Below are 20,249 nucleotides of genomic sequence, written 5' to 3'. Positions count from 1 at the left end.
TACACCTCCTATGGGGTATAGAGTAAAACATCCGCCCTTTATGCAATTGAAAAAGGCGGATGGGAATGGTGAAAAAATGTGAGATAAAGTATTAAGAATGAGGCCAAACCAGTGAATGGGGCTGAGGGTGGTGGGTTGGGCAAGGCTGACGCCCTGCCAAAGCGGGGACGTAAGGAAGAAAAGCCGCCTTCGGCGGCAAATCTTCCTTATGCCCCCGGTGCGGAGCACCCACCACCTGGTTGACGAGCGTCAGCGATGCCAACCTACAACCTTTAGCCCCATGTATACGTCTGGAATATCAGCCCTCTCGGACGAGGGAGCCCAATCATTCCAGCTTTGCTGCTTCTTCTTTCAGCTCGAAGGCTTCCAGCTGGTCTCCTTCTTTCACGTCCCGGTAGCTGTCGATGGCAATGCCGCATTCGAAGCCCGCTGCCACTTCTTTCACATCGTCCTTGAAGCGGCGCAGCGATGCAATCTTACCTTCATGAATAACGATGCCGTCACGGATGAGGCGGAGCTGGCAGGTACTGGTGACCTTGCCGTCCTGTACGTAGGAACCGGCAACGATGACTTTCGGGGTATGGATGACCTGGCGAACTTCCGCATGGCCCAGGAGGACTTCGCGGATGGTGGGTTCCAGCATGCCCGCCATAGCGGCTTTCACATCATCGATGCAGTCATAAATGACGCGGTAGAGACGGATATCGACGCCGTCTTTTTCCGCCATGGCTCTTGCATTGGCATCAGGCCGGACATTGAACCCGATAATGAGAGCATGGGAGGCAGAGGCCAGCATAACATCGGATTCATTGATGGCACCGACGGCGGAATGGACGATGGAAATACGGACTTCATCGCTCTTGATGGCGGTCAGGGACTGTACCAGTGCTTCTACGGAGCCCTGGACATCGGCTTTGATGATAATATCCAGTTCCTTCATTTCCCCTTCCTTGATCTTTTCGAAGATGTTGTCCAGGGTGACTTTCTGTACGCTTCTCTGTTCCTCTTCCTTTGCCTTCGATGCACGGAGTTCCGCAATGGCTCTGGCTTTCTTTTCATCCATGACGTAGAAGTGGTCCCCCGCTTCCGGCACGCTGTCCATACCGAGGATTTCCGCGGGAGCTGAAGGTTCGGCGCTCTTCATTTTCCGTCCGTTTTCATTGGTCATGGCACGGACACGGCCCCAGCACTTGCCGGCCAGGATACCGTCGCCTACATGGAGGGTGCCATTCTGTACGAGGACGCTCATGACAGGGCCCCGGCCCTTATCGAGCTGGGCTTCGACTACGACGCCGTAGGCTTCGCGGTTCGGGTTGGCCTTCAGTTCCTGCATTTCTGCTACGAGGAGGATGTTTTCCAGCAGGTCATCAAGGCCGATTTTCTTCTTGGCGGAAATCGGAGTCATAATGACATCGCCGCCCCAGTCTTCTGCCAGAAGTCCTTCCTTGGACAGTTCTTCCTTGATGCGGTCCGGGTTGGCACCGGGTTTATCGATCTTATTGATGGCCACCATAATCGGCACCTTCGCATTCTTTGCGTGGTGGATAGCTTCGATGGTCTGCGGCATGACGCCGTCGTCCGCTGCTACGATAAGTACAGCGATATCGGTGATCTGGGCGCCTCTGGAACGCATGGCCGTGAATGCCTCGTGGCCAGGGGTATCGAGGAATGTAATCTTGTGTCCCTTGTAACGGATCTGGTAAGCACCGATTCTCTGGGTAATGCCGCCGGCTTCGTGCATGGCCACATTCGTCTGGCGCAGGGCATCGAGGAGGGTGGTCTTACCATGGTCTACGTGGCCCATGATAGTAACCACGGCAGGCCGGGGTTTCAGGAACCGGGGATCATCGGGAGCCGGTGTATATTCGGTGGGATCAGCCGCTTCCTTCGGTTCCAGCAGTTTCACGCCGAATTCTTCCGCCAGGATTTCCACGGTATCCCGGTCCAGGTTCTGGTTGATGGTGGCCATGACGCCATCCATCATGAGGTGCTTAATGATTTCGCTGACTTCCCGTCCGAAGAGGTCTGCCAGTTCTTTAACGGTAACGCTGGGCGGAAGTTCCACTTCCGTCGGATAGGTAACCGCTTTCTTTTCGGCCATATGCTTCTTTTTCTTCGTCTGGTTCAGGGAACGGGCCATGAGGGAGCCCCCTTCCTTTTCCCTGCGGCTTCTTTCCCAGTCCTTCTTCGTCTTCTTCTTTGCCGGTTTTTCTCTTCTCTGGGTGGCTGCCGGCTTTTCTTCTACCGGAGCGGGGCGGCTGTTCCTGTCGGATGGCCGTCGATCCTGGTGGGGACGGTCATTTCTGTCGCTGCGGCCGTTTCCATTCCGATCATTTCTGCCCTGGGAAGTCCGGCCGGATTCATTCCGGTTCCGATTATCCCGCTGGGGACGGTCGTTCCGGTCATTCCAGTTTCTTTCACCCTGCCGTTCGCTGCGGTTGTCCCGGGAGTGGAAATTCTTTTCATCCCTCGGACGGTTTTCTTTCCGTTCCTGTCTCGATTCTTCTCCCTTCCGGGCCGGTTTTGCTTCCGCCTTCAGAGCCGGCTTCGGTTCTTCCGCCTTCTTTATCGGTTTCGGAGCCGGTTTCGGTGCTTCCGGCACTTCGATGGAGGAATAGGATGCCTGCTGGCCGGATTCCTTATTCTTCCGGTCCGTAGGCCGTCCCTGCTGGTCAAACCGTACGGTACGAATCACCGGTCGGCGGGCCGGTTTCTTCTTTGCCGCAAAGGCCTTCGCCAGCACGGCGTGGCCATTATCATCCACGCTGCTCAGGCGGCTCGTCACATCAATATTATTCTTCTTCAGTACTTCCAGTACCTCTTTATCGGTCTTTCCGAATTCCCTGGCTAATTCATAAACTCTCTTTTTCTTCTGCATAAGCAGCCTCCCAACCTTTATGTTTTCCAACGGTCAATTTTCTCTGCAATTGCCCTGCCGAATCCTTTATCTGTAATCAGCGCTGCTGTCCTGACCCCTTTCCCGAGAGCCTGTCCCAGCCGTTCTTTCTCTCCGAACAGCCTGTATGACAGGTGGAGCCGTTCAGCAGCCTTTATATATTCGTCCTTTGTGCGCGGGGAGCTGTCTTCTGTAACAATCAGCAGGACGGCCTGCTTCTTTTTTAATCCTTCTGACACCTGTTCATTCCCGGAAAGCAGTTTTCCTGCTTTCATGCAAAGGCCAAGCATCCTGTAAATCGGCTCATCCATTTTCGATCTGTGATTTCAGTGCTTCATACACTTCTTTGGAAACCGGACGCTTCAGGGATTTCTCCAGGCCATGGGATTCATAGGCCTTGGTGAAGCAATCCATGTTGTCACACACATATACGCCGCGGCCCGATTTCTTTCCTGTCCGGTCCACTTCGATGATGCCCGTAGGAAGCGCCACAATGCGGACAAGCTCTTTTTTCGGCTTCAGTTCCTTGCATCCTACGCACATGCGCATGGGAATCTTTTTTACTTTCATTCCTTATCTTCCTCCGTATCTCCGCCAGCTTCGATATCTCCAAGGATATCATCGTCCTCTGCGCCCTCTTCAAGCTGGTCGAATCCTTCTTCCTGGGCCTGGGTTTCGCTCTTGATGTCGATCTTCCAGCCCGTCAGCTTGGCAGCGAGCCTTGCATTCTGTCCGGACTTGCCGATGGCCAGGGACAGCTGGTAATCAGGAACCACGACGAAGGAAGACTTTTCTTCTTCCCATACGGACACGGTAACCACCTTTGCCGGAGACAGGGCATTGGCGATATAAACGGCCGGATCTTCATCCCAGCGGACAATATCGATCTTTTCATCGTGGAGTTCGTCCACAATGTTCTGGACGCGCTGTCCCTTGGGGCCTACGCAGGCACCGACAGGGTCGATATTCGGGTCCATGGCATATACGGCGATTTTGGCGCGGGAGCCCGGTTCACGGACAACATTCTTGATTTCCACGGAACCACTGTAAATTTCCGGTACTTCCAGTTCAAAGAGCCTCTTCAGGAGGTTCGGATGGGTCCTGGAGAGGATGATTTCCGGTCCCTTCGTGGTCTTCCGTACTTCCAGCACGTAGCATTTGATTTTGTCGTTGGTATGGAAAACTTCCCCTTCAATCTGTTCCGCATAGGGAAGGATACCTTCCACCCGGCCCAAATCTACGAAAATGGTGCGGGATTCACTCCACTTTACAGTGCCCGTGATGATATCCCCTTCGCGGCCGGAGAATTCATTATAAATGGAACCTCTCTCCGCTTCCCGCAGCTTCTGGATCATCACCTGCTTAGCAGTCTGGGCAGCGACACGGCCGAAATTCTTCGGGGTCACGTCGATCTGCAGCATATCACCGGCTTCATAGGACTTATCAATTTTCTTCGCATCTTCCACGGTAATTTCGTTCACCGCATTTTCCGAAGCGGGATCAATGGTTTCTACCACCGTTTTTTCTGCATAAATATGATAGTCTCCGGTTTCCCGGTTCAGGGAAACCGAGGTCTTGGCGTTGCTGCCGGTCTCTTTCTTGTAAGCGGTGAGAAGCATCATTTCCAATGCGTCAAAAACTACGTTCTCATCCACTTTCTTGGCCTTTACAAGACCCTTGACTGCTTCTATTAAATTGCCATTCACGATGAATATTTCCTCCTGCTTTAAAATGAAAAATGCAGCCTTACCTGCGAAATCTTATCCCTGTCTACCGATGTCTTCCCGCCATCCTCCATTTCAAGGAGAAGGGCTCCCTCTTCAGAAAGCCCCAGAAGCTTTGCTGTGAAGGATTTCACCTTCGTCCCCTCCAGGGGTGCAAAGAGCTTCACGTCCACATCACTGCCGGTGTACCGGATAAAGTCCTTATCCTTCTTCAGTACCCGGTCCAATCCCGGGGAAGAAACTTCCAGCATGTAATTATCGGGAATCAGGTCTTCCTCATCCAGAAGGGCACCGGCCTTTTCACTGACCGCCTGGCAGTCAGAAAGATCCACGCCGCCTTCCTTGTCAATGAAAATGCGGAGAATCCAATTTCTCTCCCGCACATACTCCACATCCACAAGCTCGATGCCTTCCGCTTCCAGACGGGATTCCAGCAGTTTTTCCACTGCCTCTTCGATTTCCCTGCGTGCCATATGCCCTCCCTTATGCAAACATCCTACTATAAGAAAAAGTGAGCCGAAGCTCACTCCACAGGAAATTCTATAAACACACTTACCGAAGACATTATATCACATCTTGTAAAGCGTGGGAAGGGCCGCCGGGAAAGGCTGCGGCTAAGGGAAAGAGGGAAAGAGGCGATGCTGATAGATCGAATCATTCGTGCGGAGACTTCTGGCTCCTGTCTGGGCATCGTGCGAACCTGTGGGTCCTTGAGCCATGAGCATTGAGCTGATTGGGCCCTTTGAGCCATTACCTTATCAGTCCCTGTGAGCTCATCCTGGTGACTCTATCAACAAGCACCGCACCCCCAAAGCCCCCTGCGTCCCTTTCTCCTATGATGCACCGAATGCTCTCCTCTCATCCTCCATCAAACAGCTCCGGATACACTGCCCGGGCGCTGGCTTCCATGGCGTCGGTGATATGCTGGGACATGACGTACTTGTACTTCTCCGGAAAGGGTACCAGTTTCCCGTTTTTCACGGCCTTTACATCCTGGTAGGCCGGATTTTCCTTAAGCTCCCTGGCAAATTCCGCCTCATCGTCCCCTTCCTTTACCTTCCATACCGGCATGAGAATCACATCGGGGTCAATTTCCGGGAGAAGTTCCGTGGACAGGTAGGCATTGATCCCCTTCGGCACATCGTACCGGGCCGCCCCGTCTTTCACATGGGCCATGGACAGAATCTCACTGAAAAGGGTCCCTTTCTTACCCAGGATTCCCCGGAAGGACAGGGCCAGGGCGGTGCGCTCTTTATCCTCTGTAATGGGGGCCAGTTTTTCTTCCAGCGCTGCTTTTTTAGCCTTCATATCATTGACCATGGCTTTCCCCTTTTCTTCCTCGTCCACCGCTTTTGCCACGCCCATGACCTTCGTCTCCATTTCATCCCAGGTGGCAGGAATGAGGGATACATACACCGGTACCCCGGACTGCCGAAGGAGGTTCACCACATTCCCGGAAATGGCGGTGGACGCAATGACCAGGTCCGGCTTCATGGCCATGATGGACTCCACATTGGTATCGGTGGTCTTCCCCACCGCATCCCGCTCTTCCGGAGTGACAAAGGTGATGTCCTCGTTGCCCGCATACTTCGAGAGTGCCTCTACCCGGGAAGTTTCCACAAGGCCCAGGAGGATTTCATCGGTGCCGTAGGTGAGAGATACAATCCGGGACGGATGGCTGGGGACAGAGAGGGTATATCCTGTATCGTCCTTTATCGTACGGGATGAGGAGCCAGCATGTTTCACACTCCCGCAGCCTGTGGTAAGGGACAGGATGAAGGTGAGAATAATGGATAAAAAGATGGTGGTCAGATGTTTCAAAGATACCTCCCTGGGTGTAATGCAAAAGACAGCGATATTTCAGTATTGCGAGCTGTTGGGGCGACGCTGGTGGGTAGAGTCATTCGTGCGGAGCTTCTAGCTGTTAGCTGCTAGCTTCTAGGAAAGCTGGCAAGCCTACGGCACGAATGACTGGCGGGAATACCGGGTGGAAGCGCCGCAGGCGGATCAGCCTTCCTAACAGCTAGCCGCTAGAAGCCAGGAGCTCCATGCGAGTGACTCTATCCGCAAGCGTGCCAAACCGTTCGCTCCAACAGCTCGTCAAACCGCAATTGGCTGAAATAAACAAGCGCCTTTACCGGAAGTAAAAGCGCCCATTTCATCAGAATTTATATTCATAGCCAAACATGAAATTCCTGCCCAGATCGTAGAAGGTGGAACTGGAGGTGGAAATGATGTCGCGGCGGTTGAAGAGATTATCGATGTTCAGGAAGAACCGGTTTGTTTCATTGGCTTTATAGGAAAAATTGAGGTCCGACAGCCACTGGGATTTCATGGACTCATAGGGATCGGTATCCCGGATACGCCGGCCCAGATAGCTGATGTTGAATGCGGTGGTCAGCTTGCCGGATACGTAGTTGATTCCCAGGTTCCCGCCAATTTTACCGTAGTAATCGTGCCAGCCAATGCTGGTTTCATTCCCTGCGGATCTGACTTTCTTCTCCTGCTTTTCCGGGTGGCTGTATGTGAGGCCTGCATGCCAGGAAAGGTTTTCACTCTGGTTTCTGATCCATTCCAGTTCAATGCCGGTGTTTCTGATATTTTCATTAGCATAATGGATGGAATAGGTCCCGTCTTTCTCAGGAATCCATTTGGCTTCCTGGCTGTCGTCGATTTTATAATGGTACAGGGCAGCGCGCCATGCATTTTTGCCAACGTTCTTTTTCCAACCCAGTTCGTAAGGATCTGTGCATTATTAAGCTATTCATATGATGGCCTGATGACATAATTCCAATCAGGATGAAATTCATTTCTTAGCAGATTAATGCCAGCAAATTCCTTGTCAGAAACTTTAGTGCCTTTAGGGTAGACTGCGGTATCCGCTTTACACCGAACCACAAGCCCATTATCGGTAGTTGTTGAAGCGATCAGATTAACGATAATTTCAAGCGTTTCCAAAGGACGGCCTCGCCAGTTCTTTGTAATTTGGCTGAATAGTCGATGCTCTATTTTATTCCATTTGGATGTTCCGGGCGGGAAGTGGCAGACTTCGATTTCAAGGCCACTTTCATCAGCAAATTTTTGCAGCTCAAATTTCCAAAGCCGGCTATGGCTTCCATTGCTTCCACCACCATCTGCCGTAATTAACAGACGGGTTGCTTCAGGATATCGTGGTTTACCCATCTCATCCCACCAGGAGCGGATCGAATTCACTGCGAACTGCGCAGTATCTGAGCCTACTCCCACATTCACAAACCCTTCATTGGCTGCAATATCGTAAACGCCGTAAGGAGCAGCTTTTCCCTTGTCAGGAAGAGGAAAGTCATGGTCAAGAACGTTTACCGGATTTCCTTTTTTGGCATATTCGGCTCCGCTATTTTTGAAATTTCCAATGTTTTCCTTTTTCTTACAGTCTATGGAAATAACAGGAAACCCGTTTTCCATGTATTCTTCAGCAGTTTCGTTGATGTGCCGGAACTGTGCGTCCCTGTCTGGGTGCTGACTTCCAACCTGGTTCATTTTTTGATTGATTTGGAGGCTGTAACCCATATCTTTCAAGAGGTATCCGATTTTACGATATTTAATCTTATAACCACGGGCATTCATTTCCGCTTCGAGGTTACGCAGGCTCTTTGTCGTCCAACGCAAAGGTCCTTGGGGATCTCCAAAAGTGGAATTTTCCATAAGGCTTTCAAGTGCTTCTATAATTCCCGGCTGAGTAACCTCTATGGGCTTACGACCGCCGCCTTCCCTTCGGATACGAGGGGAAGGTGCATCTTGAGATAAATAGGGATGTTCAGAATTCAGATCTTTTATGCCATTCGTTATGGTTACCCGGGATACGCCAGTGGCTTTGCTGATAGCAGTAATTCCACCGTGGCCGAGTGCTTCGGCTTCAGAGGCCAGATATACTCGTTTCTGCGCCTCGTTAAGCAGTGGAAGCATCTTATTGATTTTATCTACAGGGACTTCTTTAACCATGCTGATTTCCTCCTTGGCATCAGCATAGCATTTTTTACACTTTTAATCAATTAAAATGTAAATATTGTTTGTGCACAATTCCTAATGGGTACCGTTGGATGGTTTCAGGTCAGCAGCTCCCCGGATATTGCCGCCTCCATAGAGCTGGGTAAAGGTAGGCATCATGAAGGACTTGCCCACTTTGCCGTAAATCATGGTATTCTCATCCAGGTCATGCATGAGTATGAATTCCGGCGTGAATTTATCATACTTGTTTCCTGCTCCATCGGACTCTGTCCAGGTCTCCCGAAGGTTCAGGTTTGCCCTTGTGGCTTTCGTGAAGTCATAGGCCAGTTGTCCATAGATGGAATGCATGTTTCTCGTGTAGTGATGGAATGATCCTTTCGTCAGTTTTCCCATGGATATTCTGTCACTGACAGTTGCATCTTCCATTTCCCGCTGAAAGTCATAGCCCACCATGAAAGAGCCTTTGCTGAAATGCCAGCGGTTGGACACATCCATGCCTATAGTCTCATCCAGATAGGATGAAGAATCGTAATTTTTTTTATTGTAATTATACTTCTTTCCCATATAGGGATAGGTGGTCGCATTGTTGTTATTGGACTTCTGGTCCCGGCGGTTATAGTACAGGGTGGCCTTCAGGTCTCCATCATCGTAGTGAAGGGTGGTCAGGTTTTCGTCCGTGCTGTGAAGTTCATTCTTGTAGGGAGCCCCCGCATTGGTCGGCGGATATACTGTGGTCTCATGGGTCTTAGAATTCACAGAGCTATAAGAGCGTCCATCCCAGCGGTACAGGTAGTGGTCGCTGTTCCTCCCATAGCTGTGGCTGATGAAAAGCTTATCGTTAAAATCATAACGGGCGTTGAAGTTGGCATGTTCTCCACGGCGGATGTTGAAATACATGCCCTGGGGCCTGCCGCCTTCCGGACTGGAGACGTTATCAATCTTTCCTGTATGGTCATAGGTGGCAGTAAATCCAAACTTACCGGCCTGGGTAGAAAGGGCATAATTCTGGATGCCGTAATTGCCGAATCCTGCCCGCACCAGGTTGGGCCGTTTTCCCTTTGTAATGATATTGACTACGCCCCCATTGGCTTCGGAGCCATAGAGCACGGCACCACCGCCGCGGACCACTTCGATTTTTTCGATCGATTCCACCGGGATATCTTCCAGATTGTACCGGCCCGCCTGGTTGATAGGCACTCCATCTACCAGGACCAGGGTTCCTTTTTCCACGCCCCGGATGACCACTTTATTAGTCATGGTCCCCTGGGAAATATTCCGAGGTCCCTGGGCATGGGCAATAACACCGGTGGTAAACTTCAGTGCTTCCTGTACGCTGGTGGCCCCGGTCTTTTGGATATCGGAAGATGTCAGCACATCCACGGCAGACGGCGTTGTTAAGGAAGCACCGATTAAATCGTTGTCAGATTTCATTCTTGGATTTTTATGCAATGCGAGGAATAACTCGACGCGAATAGCGAGCTATTTAAGGAGAGTTATGACGAAGCAGTGCATAAAAATCCTTATGAAATCTGACTCTGCGAATTAATCAGCGCTTCCTTAAATCGGCTGCTTTACTGCGCTGGGCCGTTACGGTAACCGGATTCAGCTCATAGACCTGGCCCGCAAAAGCAGTTTCCCCACCTGCCAGTGTACAAGCCAGCAGCGCCAGTGAAATACCATACTTTACCTTATTATTCATACTCTCTCCTCCTGCATTTAATGTATATAAATAAAAAAAGAGAACACGAAAAGACTTTTGCCTTTGTGTTCTCATATTTCCCCTCTGTTGGTGAATAAAGGATGACTTTTTGTTTTTATTATATGAAAATCATCTTTTCTTATTATCTCTTAATGGAATTCTCCTGTCAAACGTTAATTTTTATCTATGATTCGTAACAATGCTCCCCTGCTTTTATAGTGCCGATTCTGCGCCTTTGGGGCGTCCCTTCGTCAAGGAGCTGCATGACAGGGAGATTCATATCTATATTAAAAATTGGCAAAGTCGGATCAATCAGTCCAACCTTGCCAACTGTTCCTATATATTATCCTTCGAACCCAGGCGAAGCCTTTGCCCTGGCCCCGGGCCACAGGCAGAGTCCTTTCTATCAGTCCGGTATATCCGGATTGTTATACAGATCTTCCAGGTCCTTTTCCAGATGGTGGCGGATGGCCGTCTCCAGGGCCTGGATGGTCTTGGAATCGTACTGGTGAATGATGCCGGGAATGCCTTTCGCCCGGAGTTCGCCGTAATATTCTTCACGGTATATGTTATAGAAGAAAAGGATGCCCGTATCCTTTTCTTTGCATTCGTAGGCAGCGATAATATAGGAACCATTCAGTCCCAGAAGGGGAGCTGCCGGTTCTATGATCCGCTCGTAATGGCCAATGGTCGGCGGGAAACAGGTACTGTAGTCCCAGGCCATGAAGCCCTTTCCGCGGACCAGGACGGAGACCTGGTCCCGGTGAATCAGTTCTTTTTCAATGTACTTCGGCGTGAGGAGTTTCATATTTCTTTTGAATTCTTCAAAGTCCCCGGTGATCAGTTCGATTTCCGTCATGGTCATCATGTGAACGTCCGCTTTCACCATGTAGTCCATGGTTTCCTCATCGAAAAGAGCCCGCACCTGCCAGCCTGTTTTTTCACCTTCCCAGCAGAAGGCATAATAAATGCGTCCTTCCTGCTTGTCTAGCCGTTTCAGCTTGTATTCGCCGATTTCCGTGGGCAGTTCCTTTTCTATATCCCAGTCCAGAAATTTCTGCCGTCTTTCGGCCCTTTCTTTCTCCAGTTTATCGTCTGCCATTTATTTTCCCTTCTTTTCCGCTTCCAGCCTGTCCCGGGCGATAACCACGGATTTCACGAATTCCCTGGTTTCCGGGAACGGGATTTTTTCCATGTCCGAAAAACCTTCGGGCCATTTATTCTTTTCAATCCACTCATCCACATTGCCCCGGCCTGCATTGTAGGCAGCAAGGGCAAAAACCTCGTTGTTGTGGTACTTTTTCAGGAGGTAGTTCAGGTACCAGGCACCGAGGGGGATGTTCTGGTCCGGGCTCGCCAGGTTATCCGAGGGCAGTCCGCTTTCTTCGGAAATCCAGTGGGCCGTATCCGGCATGAGCTGCATCATGCCTACGGCGCCCACATGGGACACCGCTTTTTCGTCAAATTTACTCTCTGTGAGAATCACTGCCTCCAGGAGGGAGGGGGAAATATTTTCTTCCTCCGCACACTGGATGATGATGTGGGATACCTGCTCGCTGGGGCGGAGCAGTTTGATATTATCCACGGTAAAGAGGAAAATCACGCAAAAAACCGCAAGCAAAAGAGTGAATACCATGGCGCCGGTATTGCCCTGGTGCCGCTGCACCTCTTTCTTCCTGCGTTTCAATGCGATTCTCATTCTGCCTCTTCCATTCCCTTTGGAAACTTAAATCCCGGTACGTGCTTCAGCGCTTCCCGCACCTGCCGTCTCGTATCCTCCACGGAATGGCTGTTATCAATCACCACATCCGCGTAATTCACCTTATTGGCCGTGGGCATCTGCTTATGGATCCGTTCCAGCACCTGCTCCCGGGTAAAGCCATCCCGGGAAATGACCCGGTCAATCTGCACTTCCAGGGGCACTTCCACGATCCATACCTCTTCTACCCGGAGCTGCCAGCTGATTTCCAGAAGCAGCGGCATGTCGAGGACCACCACGTTCTTTCCCTTATTCTGGGCACGGATGAGTTCTTCCTGGGTGCGGAGCCAGATAAAGGGGTGGATAATGCCATTCAGCTTCTGCCGTTTTTCTTCGTCGTTAAATACGATTTCTCCCATCTTCAGCCGGTCCAGTCGGCCTTCAGGGAGGAATATGGAAGGGCCGAAGGCCTTCCGTATCTGTTCCATGGCCCGGCTTCCGGGAATGACTGCTTCCCGGGCCAGCTTATCCCCATCGATGACAGGGATTCCCAGTTCATGCATGTAGGAGGAGACAGTGCTTTTCCCACTGCCCACGCCTCCCGTGAGTCCAATACGATACATTATTACTCCTGAAAATTCTATCCAATTAAGCAAGTGATGCGTTTTGAAACAAAGGGATGGCAGGTGGCTAAGGTGGCTTAAGTGACTCAAGGGTAACGGGCTTCGCCCGAGGGGATGGTGTGCCGCATCGAAATGATATAGCGGCACGAATTTCATATCCAGCCGCTTGCGCCCACCCTTCCACCGCTCCGCGGTCCCCCTCCCTTCTAAAGAGGGGAGGTAGGATACTCAATAATCCAGGAAGAGGGTCTTTTCAGTATCCATGCGGCGCTATATGAATTGTGCGCCGCGCCTTCCCCTTGGCCGCAGGCTATTCCCCTTAAGCCACCTCGCCCGCAGGGCGTTCCCCTTCAGTCACTTTGACCATAAACTGCTCCACAGTCATGAGGAGACAGCCGTCCATTCCCATTTATTTCGTTTCCGCCCAGTTCTTTCCTTCGTTCACGTCGGCCACGAGGGGCACTTTCAGGGTGACCACCGATTCCATGGCGTCCTTCAGGAGAGCGGCGATTTCTTCTTTTTCTTCCTTCACCACTTCCGCCACCAGTTCATCGTGGACCTGGAGGAGGACCCGGCTCTTATAGCCGCCCTTCTTGAGGCGGTTATAGACCTCGATCATGGCCATTTTCATGATGTCCGCTGCGGTCCCCTGGATAGGAGTATTCATGGCCGTCCGTTCGGCGAAGGACCGGCGGTTGAAATTCTTGCTGTTAATATCCGGCAGTTCCCGATACCGGCCGAAGAGGGTGACCGCCCGGCCCGTTTTCTTTGCTTCTTCCACCATGGAATTCATGAATTCATGGATCCGGGGATACCGTTCGAAATAGGTCTTGATATAATCAGCCGCTTCTTTTCTGGGGATACCGAGCTGCCGGGCCAGGCCAAAATCACTGATGCCGTAGATGATACCGAAGTTCACGGCCTTTGCATGGGACCGCTGCTCCGGCGTCACGTCTTCAAAGGAGATCCCCAGTACTTCCGCCGCCGTTCTCCGGTGGATATCTTCCTTATTGATGAAAGCGCGGATCAGGCTTTCATCGCCGGACATATGGGCCAGTACCCGGAGTTCCACCTGGGAATAATCGGAGGAAATGAAACAGTCGTACCCCTCTCCCGGTACGAAGAGGGACCGGATTTTCCTGCCCTCTTCCGTACGAACCGGAATATTCTGCAGGTTCGGGTCGGAACTGGAGAGCCGCCCGGTGGCAGTGACGGTCTGGTTGAAGGACGTATGGATGCGTCCCGTTTCCTTCCGAATCAGCTGGGGCAGAGCTTCCAGGTACGTGGAAACCAGCTTCGACAGGGTCCGGTAACGGAGGATATTTTTCACCATGGGGTAGGACACCGCCAGTTCCTCCAGCACATCGGCGGCTGTGGAGTAACCGGTCTTCGTTTTCTTGCCGGCGGGCATGCCCATTTTTTCAAAGAGAATATGGCCCAGCTGCTTGGGGGAATTGATGTTGAAGGACTCTCCGGCTTCCGTGTAGATTTCCTTCACCAGGAGCCGCTCTTCCTTCTCCATGTCCTCCCGGACTTCCTTCCACCGTTTCTGGTCCGTGGCGATGCCCGCCTTTTCCATGGCTGCCAGCACCTTTACCAGGGGCTGCTCCACTTCATCATAGAGTTTCCACACCCCATTTTCTTCCAGTTTCTTTTTCGCCTCGTCATAGAGGGAAAGGAGGAACAGCGTGATGCAGCAGCCCTTTTCCTCCGGGCTGTCCAGGTCATCGGGATAAATGACGGGCTTTCCGAAAAGTCCCGCCATGTAGGACAGGGGATAGGTGACCCGGGTGGGATCCAGCAGGTACGCCGCCAGGGACATGTCAAAGAATGGCAATCCCTCGGAGGGAAAATCAGATTCCATGATGGCCTTGCTGTCTTCCACCACAATGGCCTTTGCTTCCTTCAAAGCCCGGGAAGCGTCCCCATAGGAGGCAGGGTCCACCTTGTAAGCGTGATTGTCAGAAGCAATGACCACTTCTTCCGCTGTAAGGAATGGCGCCTTACCGGACAGGGAGGCCCACAGGGCCGTCACCTTTCCTTTGAGGGACAGTCCTTCTTTCCAGGGTTCCACCGGCGGGAGGGCCTTTTCGCTTTCCTCCTTCTTCACCTGGGACAGTTCCTGGAACCGGGGCAGCGCTGCAAACTGGGGCAGGAGATTGATGCCGAGTCGGCTGAAGAGTTCTCTCATTTCCTCGATATGGACAGGCTGCTTCATATCGGAAAGGGGCGCCTCAATGGGCACATCCCTTTTGATGGTAGCCAGTTTATAGGAAAGATAGGCCAGATCCTTATTGGCCGTCAGTTTCTTGCCCTTGGCCCCCTTGATTTCATCCACATGGGCGTAAAGGTTGTCCAGGTCCTTGTATTCCGTGAGGAGGCCGAGGGCCGTCTTTTCCCCTACCCCCGGAACGCCGGGGATGTTGTCCGCCGTATCCCCCATGAGGGCCTTCATGTCGATCACCTGGGACGGGGTAATATGGTATTTCTCAAAAATAGCTTCCGGCGTCATGGCGGCCATATTGGTAATACCCTTCTGGGTGAGGAGCACCGTGGTCCTGTCGCTGGACAGCTGCAGGACGTCCCGGTCACCGGTGACGATGTCTACGGGAAGTTCCTTTTCATACCGGGCAGAAAGGGTGCCCAGGATATCGTCCCCCTCATAGCCGGGGATGCTGTATACCGCAACCCCCATGACCCGGAGTACATCGAGGATCAGGTCAAACTGGGGCACCAGTTCCGGCGGCGCCGGCTTTCTTGTGGCCTTATAGCCATCGTACATATCGGTGCGGAATGTGTGCCGGTCCTTATCAAAGGTGACGGCCATGTATTCCGGATCCAGGTCCCGGTACAGGCCCAGAAGCATCCGCAGGAATCCATACACCGCATTGGTGGGAATCCCATCGGGCGAAGTCATGGTAGGCGGCAGGGCAAAAAAAGCGCGGTACAGAAGGCTGCTGCCATCAATAATTACAAGTTTCTTTTTCATAGTTCCTCCCTGCCGCAGCAAGCGGGAATCGCCCCGGCGGCAAAAGAAAAAATGCAGTACGTTGTTCTTTATTATACCATAGATAGGATAGCAGGCTGAAATGGACTGGCCCTACGTAGTCAAATTGCGGTTTGTCGAGCTATTGAGGGGGGCTGATGGATAGAGTCATTCGCACGAGGGCTTCTAGCTACTAGCGGCTAGCAACTAGGAAAGCTCTACAGCCTACGGCACGAATGACTGACGGAAATAATGGAAAGAAAGCACCGCAGGCGGATCAGCCTTTCTAACAGCTAGCCGCTAGAAGCTAGCAGCCCCGTGTGAGTGACTCTACACGCAAACATACTAACCGCCAAGCCCTAACAGCTCACTGAAATTGGCAGTACCCACACCATTTTATAAAAAGAGAAAAGGGACAGATTGCTCTGTCCCTTTTCTCCGGATCGTGTTACAACCTGAACGGTTGTTATATTGGTCACTGTTTCTTCTTGCCGCCCAGATATGCCGCCATGACATCCGGGTTGCTTGCCACTTCCTGCGCCGGTCCTTCCATGACGATTTTCCCTGTCTCCATGACATAGGCATAATCGGCAATCTGGAGGGCTTTTCGCGCATTCTGTTCTACAAGAAGAACAGTAGTACCCATTTTGTTAATATCTTTGATGACGTCAAAGATCTGCTGGACCACCAGGGGAGCGAGCCCCATGGATGGTTCATCGAGAAGCATGACTTCCGGCTTTGCCATCACCGCACGGCCAATAGCCAGCATCTGCTGTTCGCCACCGGAGAGGGTGCCGCCGAACTGGTTCTGCCGTTCGAAAAGCCGTGGGAACCGTTCAAAGACCTTGGCCAGGTCTTCTTTGATTCCTTCCGGATCCTTTCTCTGGTAAGCTCCCATTTCAAGGTTTTCACGGACCGACATGTTCTGGAGAATCTGACGGCCCTCCGGAACAAGGACGACCCCTTTTCTGACGATATTATGGGGTTTCAGTCCCACAATGGACTCCCCTTTGAAGAGGATATCCCCGGCTACCGGTTTCATGATGCCCATAATAGTTTTCATGGTGGTCGATTTACCGGCGCCGTTGGCACCAATCAGGGTGACGATCTTGCCTTCCGGTACGGAAAGGTTGATGCCTTTCAGTGCTTTAATGTTGCCGTAAGCGGCTTCTACGTTTTTCAGTTCAAGCAGCATCAGTCTTCCTCCTTCCCAAGGTAAGCTTCGATAACCTGCGGATTGTTCTGTACTTCTTCCGGTACCCCTTCTGCCAGTTTCTTACCGAAATTGACAACCATCACATGGTCGCAGAGGCTCATGACCAGATGCATATCATGTTCAATGAGGATAATGGTGGTACCGTATTTTTCACGAATATTATGGATCAGTTCGGTGAGGGCAGCGGTTTCACTGTCGTTCATGCCGGCTGCCGGTTCATCGAGAAGAATCAGTTTCGGCTGGGTAGCCAGAGCTCTGGCGATTTCCAGCTTTCTCTGTTTGCCATAGGGAAGTTCTGTAGCCAGGCGGTCTGCGTCCTGGGCAAGGCCTACGAAATCCAGAAGTTCCATGGCTTCATCCCTTGCTTCCTTCTCTTCCTTCTTTTGGGAAGAGGTACGGAGGAAGCTGGCCAGAAGGCCGGACTTCAGGCGGTCATGATGGCCAACGAGGATATTTTCCAGCACCGTCATGCCGGAGAAAAGACGAATATTCTGGAACGTACGGGCAATGCCCATGTTGATGATCTGGTACGGTTTCTTCCCTTCAATGGACTGGCCGTCGAAAAGGATATCTCCTTCCGTCACCTGGTATACGCCGGTGATGAGGTTGAAAATGGTAGTCTTGCCGGCGCCGTTTGGTCCGATGACCCCGAAAATTTCTCCCTTTTCCACGGAGAAGGACATATTGGAAACAGCGGTAAGGCCGCCGAACTGTTTCACCACATTTTTCATTTCAAGAAGCATTACTGGTTCCCTCCTTCTGCAGAAGCTTTCTGCTTTTTGCTGAATTTACGGGAAATCCATTTCACCGCATCATAGGACAGGATGCCATCGGGACGGAATGCCATGAGAGCTACCAGCATGAGGCCGTAGATGATATCTCTATATTCAGCCATGGCACGGAGAGATTCCGGAATGATGGTAAGCACCGCAGCACCAAGGATGGAGCCCCAGAGCACGTTGCTGCCGCCGAATACGGTATAAACCAGGATATCCACCACTTTGCCCCAGGAGAAATCGGTGGGGCTGATGAAGAAGGTGGCATGGGCGTAAAGAGCGCCAGCCATACCGGCAAAGAAAGCACTGAAGAGGAATGCCATCATCTTGTATTCCACCACGTTGATACCGGTGAGGGATGCTGCATATTCATCAGCTTTGATGGCAGCCCAGGCACGGCCGATGCGGGAATGTTCCAGGCGATACCAGAAGAAGACAACCGCCACTACGATGATGAGGAGTACGATATTCATGACCAGCTGGCCACCGGTCTGGGAGTCGATTTCCAAAGCATCCAGGAGGCCCATGTCGCTGGCATAGTCAGCAAGGACACTGGCCATGGAAGGAATGCCGGAGAAACCCAAAGCGCCGTGGGTGATGTCCAGGTTCAGCGCAATAACCCGGACCACTTCACCAAAGCCCATGGTAGCAATAGCCAGGTACAGGCCCCGGAGACGAATGGTCGGAAGACCGATAATTAACGCAATCAGTGTAGCAAAGAGACCGCCTAAAACAATTCCCACCGGCATAGGCACGCCATAGGATGTGGTAACAATAGCGGAAGTGTAAGCCCCAAGGCTCATGAAACCTGCATTGCCCAGGGAAAGAATACCGGTGCACACAGTCATATAGACGGTGAGAGCCAGGATGATATTAATACATACAAAGGTGAAAACCTGCAGGAAGTAGCCATTTAACAGTTCGTCCATTACGGTCTGCCTCCTTTCCCAGCCTTGGAGAACAAGCCTTCAGGGCGAATAAAGAGAATCAGGATGATAATGCCGAATGCTACAGCATCACGGTAGGTGGAAGATCCATAGGCCACGGCGAATACTTCCGCAATGCCCAGGATGAAGCCGCCTGCCATGGCGCCTTCCACGTTGCCCAGGCCCCCCATGATGAGGACTGCCAGACCCTTAAGGCCCATGGATGTACCCATGGTCGGTTCGATGGCGTTGAAGGACAGACCAATCAGCACGCCGGCAGCAGCGCCAAGGGCGGAAGCCAGCATGACGGTGAATGTAATGATACGGCTCGTATTGATACCGAGGAGTCCGGCGGTTTCTGCGTTTTCGGAAGTAGCTCTGACTGCTTTGCCGATTTTTGTCTTGTTCAGCATGACCGTGAGGAGAGCCATGAGAACAACGGCGGTGCCCAGGGAAATAATCTGGATACCGGAAATTTTAAAGATGCCGAAGTCCATAAGACCGTTCCCGAAGGTTGCCGGGAAAGAACGGGTCTGCGGGCCCCACACCATAAGTGCCACACTTTCGAGAAATGTGGACACGCCGATGGTACTGATGAGTGGTGCCAGATGGGTGACTTTGCGGCGGCGAAGCGGACGGAGTGCAAAGATTTCCAGTCCATACCCTAATACCGCGCCGCCAATCATGGCGCCGATGAGTGCCGGGAAAATTCCGAATCCCGCTTCCGTTACGAGAAGCAGGCCGATGTAAGCGCCGATCATAAAGATGCCGCCGTGTGCCATGTTGACGATGTTCAATACGCCGAATACCAGCGTATAGCCGATGGCAATGACCGCATAGGCGCTTCCCAGCGTTAAACCGTTGACAAGCTGTTGAAAAAACACGATCTTCAATCCCCTTTCCAAAATGTGAAGGCCCTTGCCTTCATTTCTTCTGAAAGAACAAATGGCATTAAAAACGCCCCTGCTGCAATCTGGCGTCATTGCAGCAGGGGCGAATTGGATTCCGCGGTACCACCCTGTATTTATCACTCATAGAACGGAGAGTACATTGGGAAGACCATCCATAAGAAAAACCCCTATTTCCTTTTGGAAATAGGGGCGACATGCGCGGTACCACCCTACATTATACTCTGGTGTTCATCAATCCGTAACGTGGATCAGCGCCTTTGTTTACTACGTTCAACCAAGGGGCTCACAGGTGATAGTCAATAATGGAATGCACCGGCTTGCACCATCCGCCGGCTCTCTATGCCATGGACCACTATATTCCTTGTCCCGATCATCGCTTTTCAATGCCCGTAACGCAGGCTGCGTCAGAAGCTACTTGGTTCACTCCTGAAACTCCCGGGTGAGCTTGCATCCTCTTCCGTACCGGCTTACACCAGCCGCCGGCTCTCTGAAACTTTATGCCGGATGCTTATCCCGATCCTTGCCATTCGTTCTTTCGTTATGGTAGATATTATACAGCCTCCATGAAAAAAGTCAATAGAAAGTTGGAAATATTTTTGTAAACATGCGAATGAATGACTCTTTCCCCATGCGTGTGGCTGGGACTAAGGGTAGTAGGTTGGGCAACGCTTCGCTGGCCCGACCGGGTTGTGGCTGCAGACCAAGGCTGACGCCTTGGTGCAGCGGGGTCGTAAGGGCGAAAAGCTGCCAAAGGCGGCAAATCCACCTTATGCCCCCGCTTCAACGAGCGAAGCGACGTTGAAGCC

The 20,249-nt window shown here is 51.8% G+C and carries 18 protein-coding genes and 1 other annotated feature; all 18 genes read right to left on the bottom strand.

Translation table 11 applies throughout. The annotated features are described in order from the left end of the window. Positions 1 to 325: 325 nt before the first annotated feature. Positions 326 to 2,878, bottom strand: a complete 2,553-nt coding sequence (gene infB / locus ACFWUL_RS02575; RefSeq protein ID WP_416177715.1) for a translation initiation factor IF-2 — start codon at positions 2,876 to 2,878, stop codon at positions 326 to 328. Between the two features lie 17 nt (positions 2,879 to 2,895). Beyond that, on the bottom strand, positions 2,896 to 3,186 hold the full coding sequence (locus tag ACFWUL_RS02570; RefSeq protein ID WP_416178108.1) for a L7Ae/L30e/S12e/Gadd45 family ribosomal protein: 291 nt from the start codon (positions 3,184 to 3,186) through the stop codon (positions 2,896 to 2,898). A 13-nt stretch (positions 3,187 to 3,199) separates the two neighbouring features. Next, on the bottom strand, positions 3,200 to 3,466 hold the full coding sequence (gene rnpM, locus ACFWUL_RS02565; protein WP_416177714.1) for an RNase P modulator RnpM: 267 nt from the start codon (positions 3,464 to 3,466) through the stop codon (positions 3,200 to 3,202). Beyond that, a complete protein-coding gene (gene nusA / locus ACFWUL_RS02560) occupies positions 3,463 to 4,602 on the bottom strand; it encodes a transcription termination factor NusA (RefSeq protein ID WP_416177713.1) in 1,140 nt (379 codons plus the stop codon). Before nusA ends, rnpM begins: the two co-directional genes overlap by 4 nt. 20 nt (positions 4,603 to 4,622) lie before the next feature. Further along, positions 4,623 to 5,093, bottom strand: a complete 471-nt coding sequence (gene rimP / locus ACFWUL_RS02555) for a ribosome maturation factor RimP (protein ID WP_416177712.1) — start codon at positions 5,091 to 5,093, stop codon at positions 4,623 to 4,625. A gap of 385 nt (positions 5,094 to 5,478) precedes the next feature. Continuing rightward, the gene (locus tag ACFWUL_RS02550) at positions 5,479 to 6,441 is read right to left on the bottom strand and encodes an ABC transporter substrate-binding protein (protein WP_416177711.1); all 963 of its coding nucleotides are present in this window, start codon (positions 6,439 to 6,441) and stop codon (positions 5,479 to 5,481) included. 340 nt (positions 6,442 to 6,781) lie between these two features. Continuing rightward, on the bottom strand, positions 6,782 to 7,354 hold the full coding sequence (locus ACFWUL_RS02545; protein ID WP_416178107.1) for a TonB-dependent receptor domain-containing protein: 573 nt from the start codon (positions 7,352 to 7,354) through the stop codon (positions 6,782 to 6,784). Between the two features lie 26 nt (positions 7,355 to 7,380). Next, positions 7,381 to 8,601: an ISAzo13 family transposase gene (locus tag ACFWUL_RS02540; RefSeq protein ID WP_416176758.1), complete on the bottom strand. Its 1,221-nt coding sequence runs from the start codon at positions 8,599 to 8,601 to the stop codon at positions 7,381 to 7,383. A gap of 81 nt (positions 8,602 to 8,682) precedes the next feature. After that, complete coding sequence (locus ACFWUL_RS02535; protein WP_416177710.1) at positions 8,683 to 10,038, bottom strand: TonB-dependent receptor plug domain-containing protein; 1,356 nt, start codon at positions 10,036 to 10,038, stop codon at positions 8,683 to 8,685. A 115-nt stretch (positions 10,039 to 10,153) separates the two neighbouring features. Next, positions 10,154 to 10,306, bottom strand: coding sequence for a hypothetical protein (locus tag ACFWUL_RS02530; RefSeq protein ID WP_416177709.1), 153 nt, complete (start codon positions 10,304 to 10,306; stop codon positions 10,154 to 10,156). A gap of 406 nt (positions 10,307 to 10,712) precedes the next feature. Further along, the gene (locus ACFWUL_RS02525; RefSeq protein WP_416177708.1) at positions 10,713 to 11,408 is read right to left on the bottom strand and encodes a hypothetical protein; all 696 of its coding nucleotides are present in this window, start codon (positions 11,406 to 11,408) and stop codon (positions 10,713 to 10,715) included. Continuing rightward, on the bottom strand, positions 11,409 to 12,005 hold the full coding sequence (locus tag ACFWUL_RS02520) for a lytic transglycosylase domain-containing protein (RefSeq protein ID WP_297021357.1): 597 nt from the start codon (positions 12,003 to 12,005) through the stop codon (positions 11,409 to 11,411). Further along, positions 12,002 to 12,628, bottom strand: coding sequence for a dephospho-CoA kinase (gene coaE, locus ACFWUL_RS02515; RefSeq protein WP_416177707.1), 627 nt, complete (start codon positions 12,626 to 12,628; stop codon positions 12,002 to 12,004). The genes ACFWUL_RS02520 and coaE overlap by 4 nt, the downstream gene beginning before the upstream one ends. 409 nt (positions 12,629 to 13,037) lie before the next feature. Continuing rightward, on the bottom strand, positions 13,038 to 15,617 hold the full coding sequence (gene polA, locus ACFWUL_RS02510; protein WP_416177706.1) for a DNA polymerase I: 2,580 nt from the start codon (positions 15,615 to 15,617) through the stop codon (positions 13,038 to 13,040). Positions 15,618 to 16,089: 472 nt separating this feature from the next. Further along, the gene (locus ACFWUL_RS02505; protein ID WP_297021371.1) at positions 16,090 to 16,806 is read right to left on the bottom strand and encodes an ABC transporter ATP-binding protein; all 717 of its coding nucleotides are present in this window, start codon (positions 16,804 to 16,806) and stop codon (positions 16,090 to 16,092) included. Positions 16,807 to 16,808: 2 nt separating this feature from the next. After that, positions 16,809 to 17,573: an ABC transporter ATP-binding protein gene (locus tag ACFWUL_RS02500; RefSeq protein ID WP_297021364.1), complete on the bottom strand. Its 765-nt coding sequence runs from the start codon at positions 17,571 to 17,573 to the stop codon at positions 16,809 to 16,811. Next, positions 17,573 to 18,535, bottom strand: coding sequence for a branched-chain amino acid ABC transporter permease (locus ACFWUL_RS02495; protein WP_297021366.1), 963 nt, complete (start codon positions 18,533 to 18,535; stop codon positions 17,573 to 17,575). Before ACFWUL_RS02495 ends, ACFWUL_RS02500 begins: the two co-directional genes overlap by 1 nt. After that, complete coding sequence (locus ACFWUL_RS02490) at positions 18,535 to 19,416, bottom strand: branched-chain amino acid ABC transporter permease (RefSeq protein ID WP_296098522.1); 882 nt, start codon at positions 19,414 to 19,416, stop codon at positions 18,535 to 18,537. Before ACFWUL_RS02490 ends, ACFWUL_RS02495 begins: the two co-directional genes overlap by 1 nt. A 102-nt stretch (positions 19,417 to 19,518) precedes the next feature. After that, positions 19,519 to 19,973: a binding site (T-box leader), on the bottom strand. Between the last annotated feature and the right edge of the window lie 276 nt (positions 19,974 to 20,249).

It is taken from the genome of Dialister sp. (assembly GCF_047832375.1).
Taxonomy (GTDB): Bacteria; Bacillota; Negativicutes; order Veillonellales; family Dialisteraceae; genus Dialister.
The sequence above is the reverse complement of the archived record's forward strand: the minus strand, read 5'-3'. Positions and strand labels throughout refer to the sequence as shown.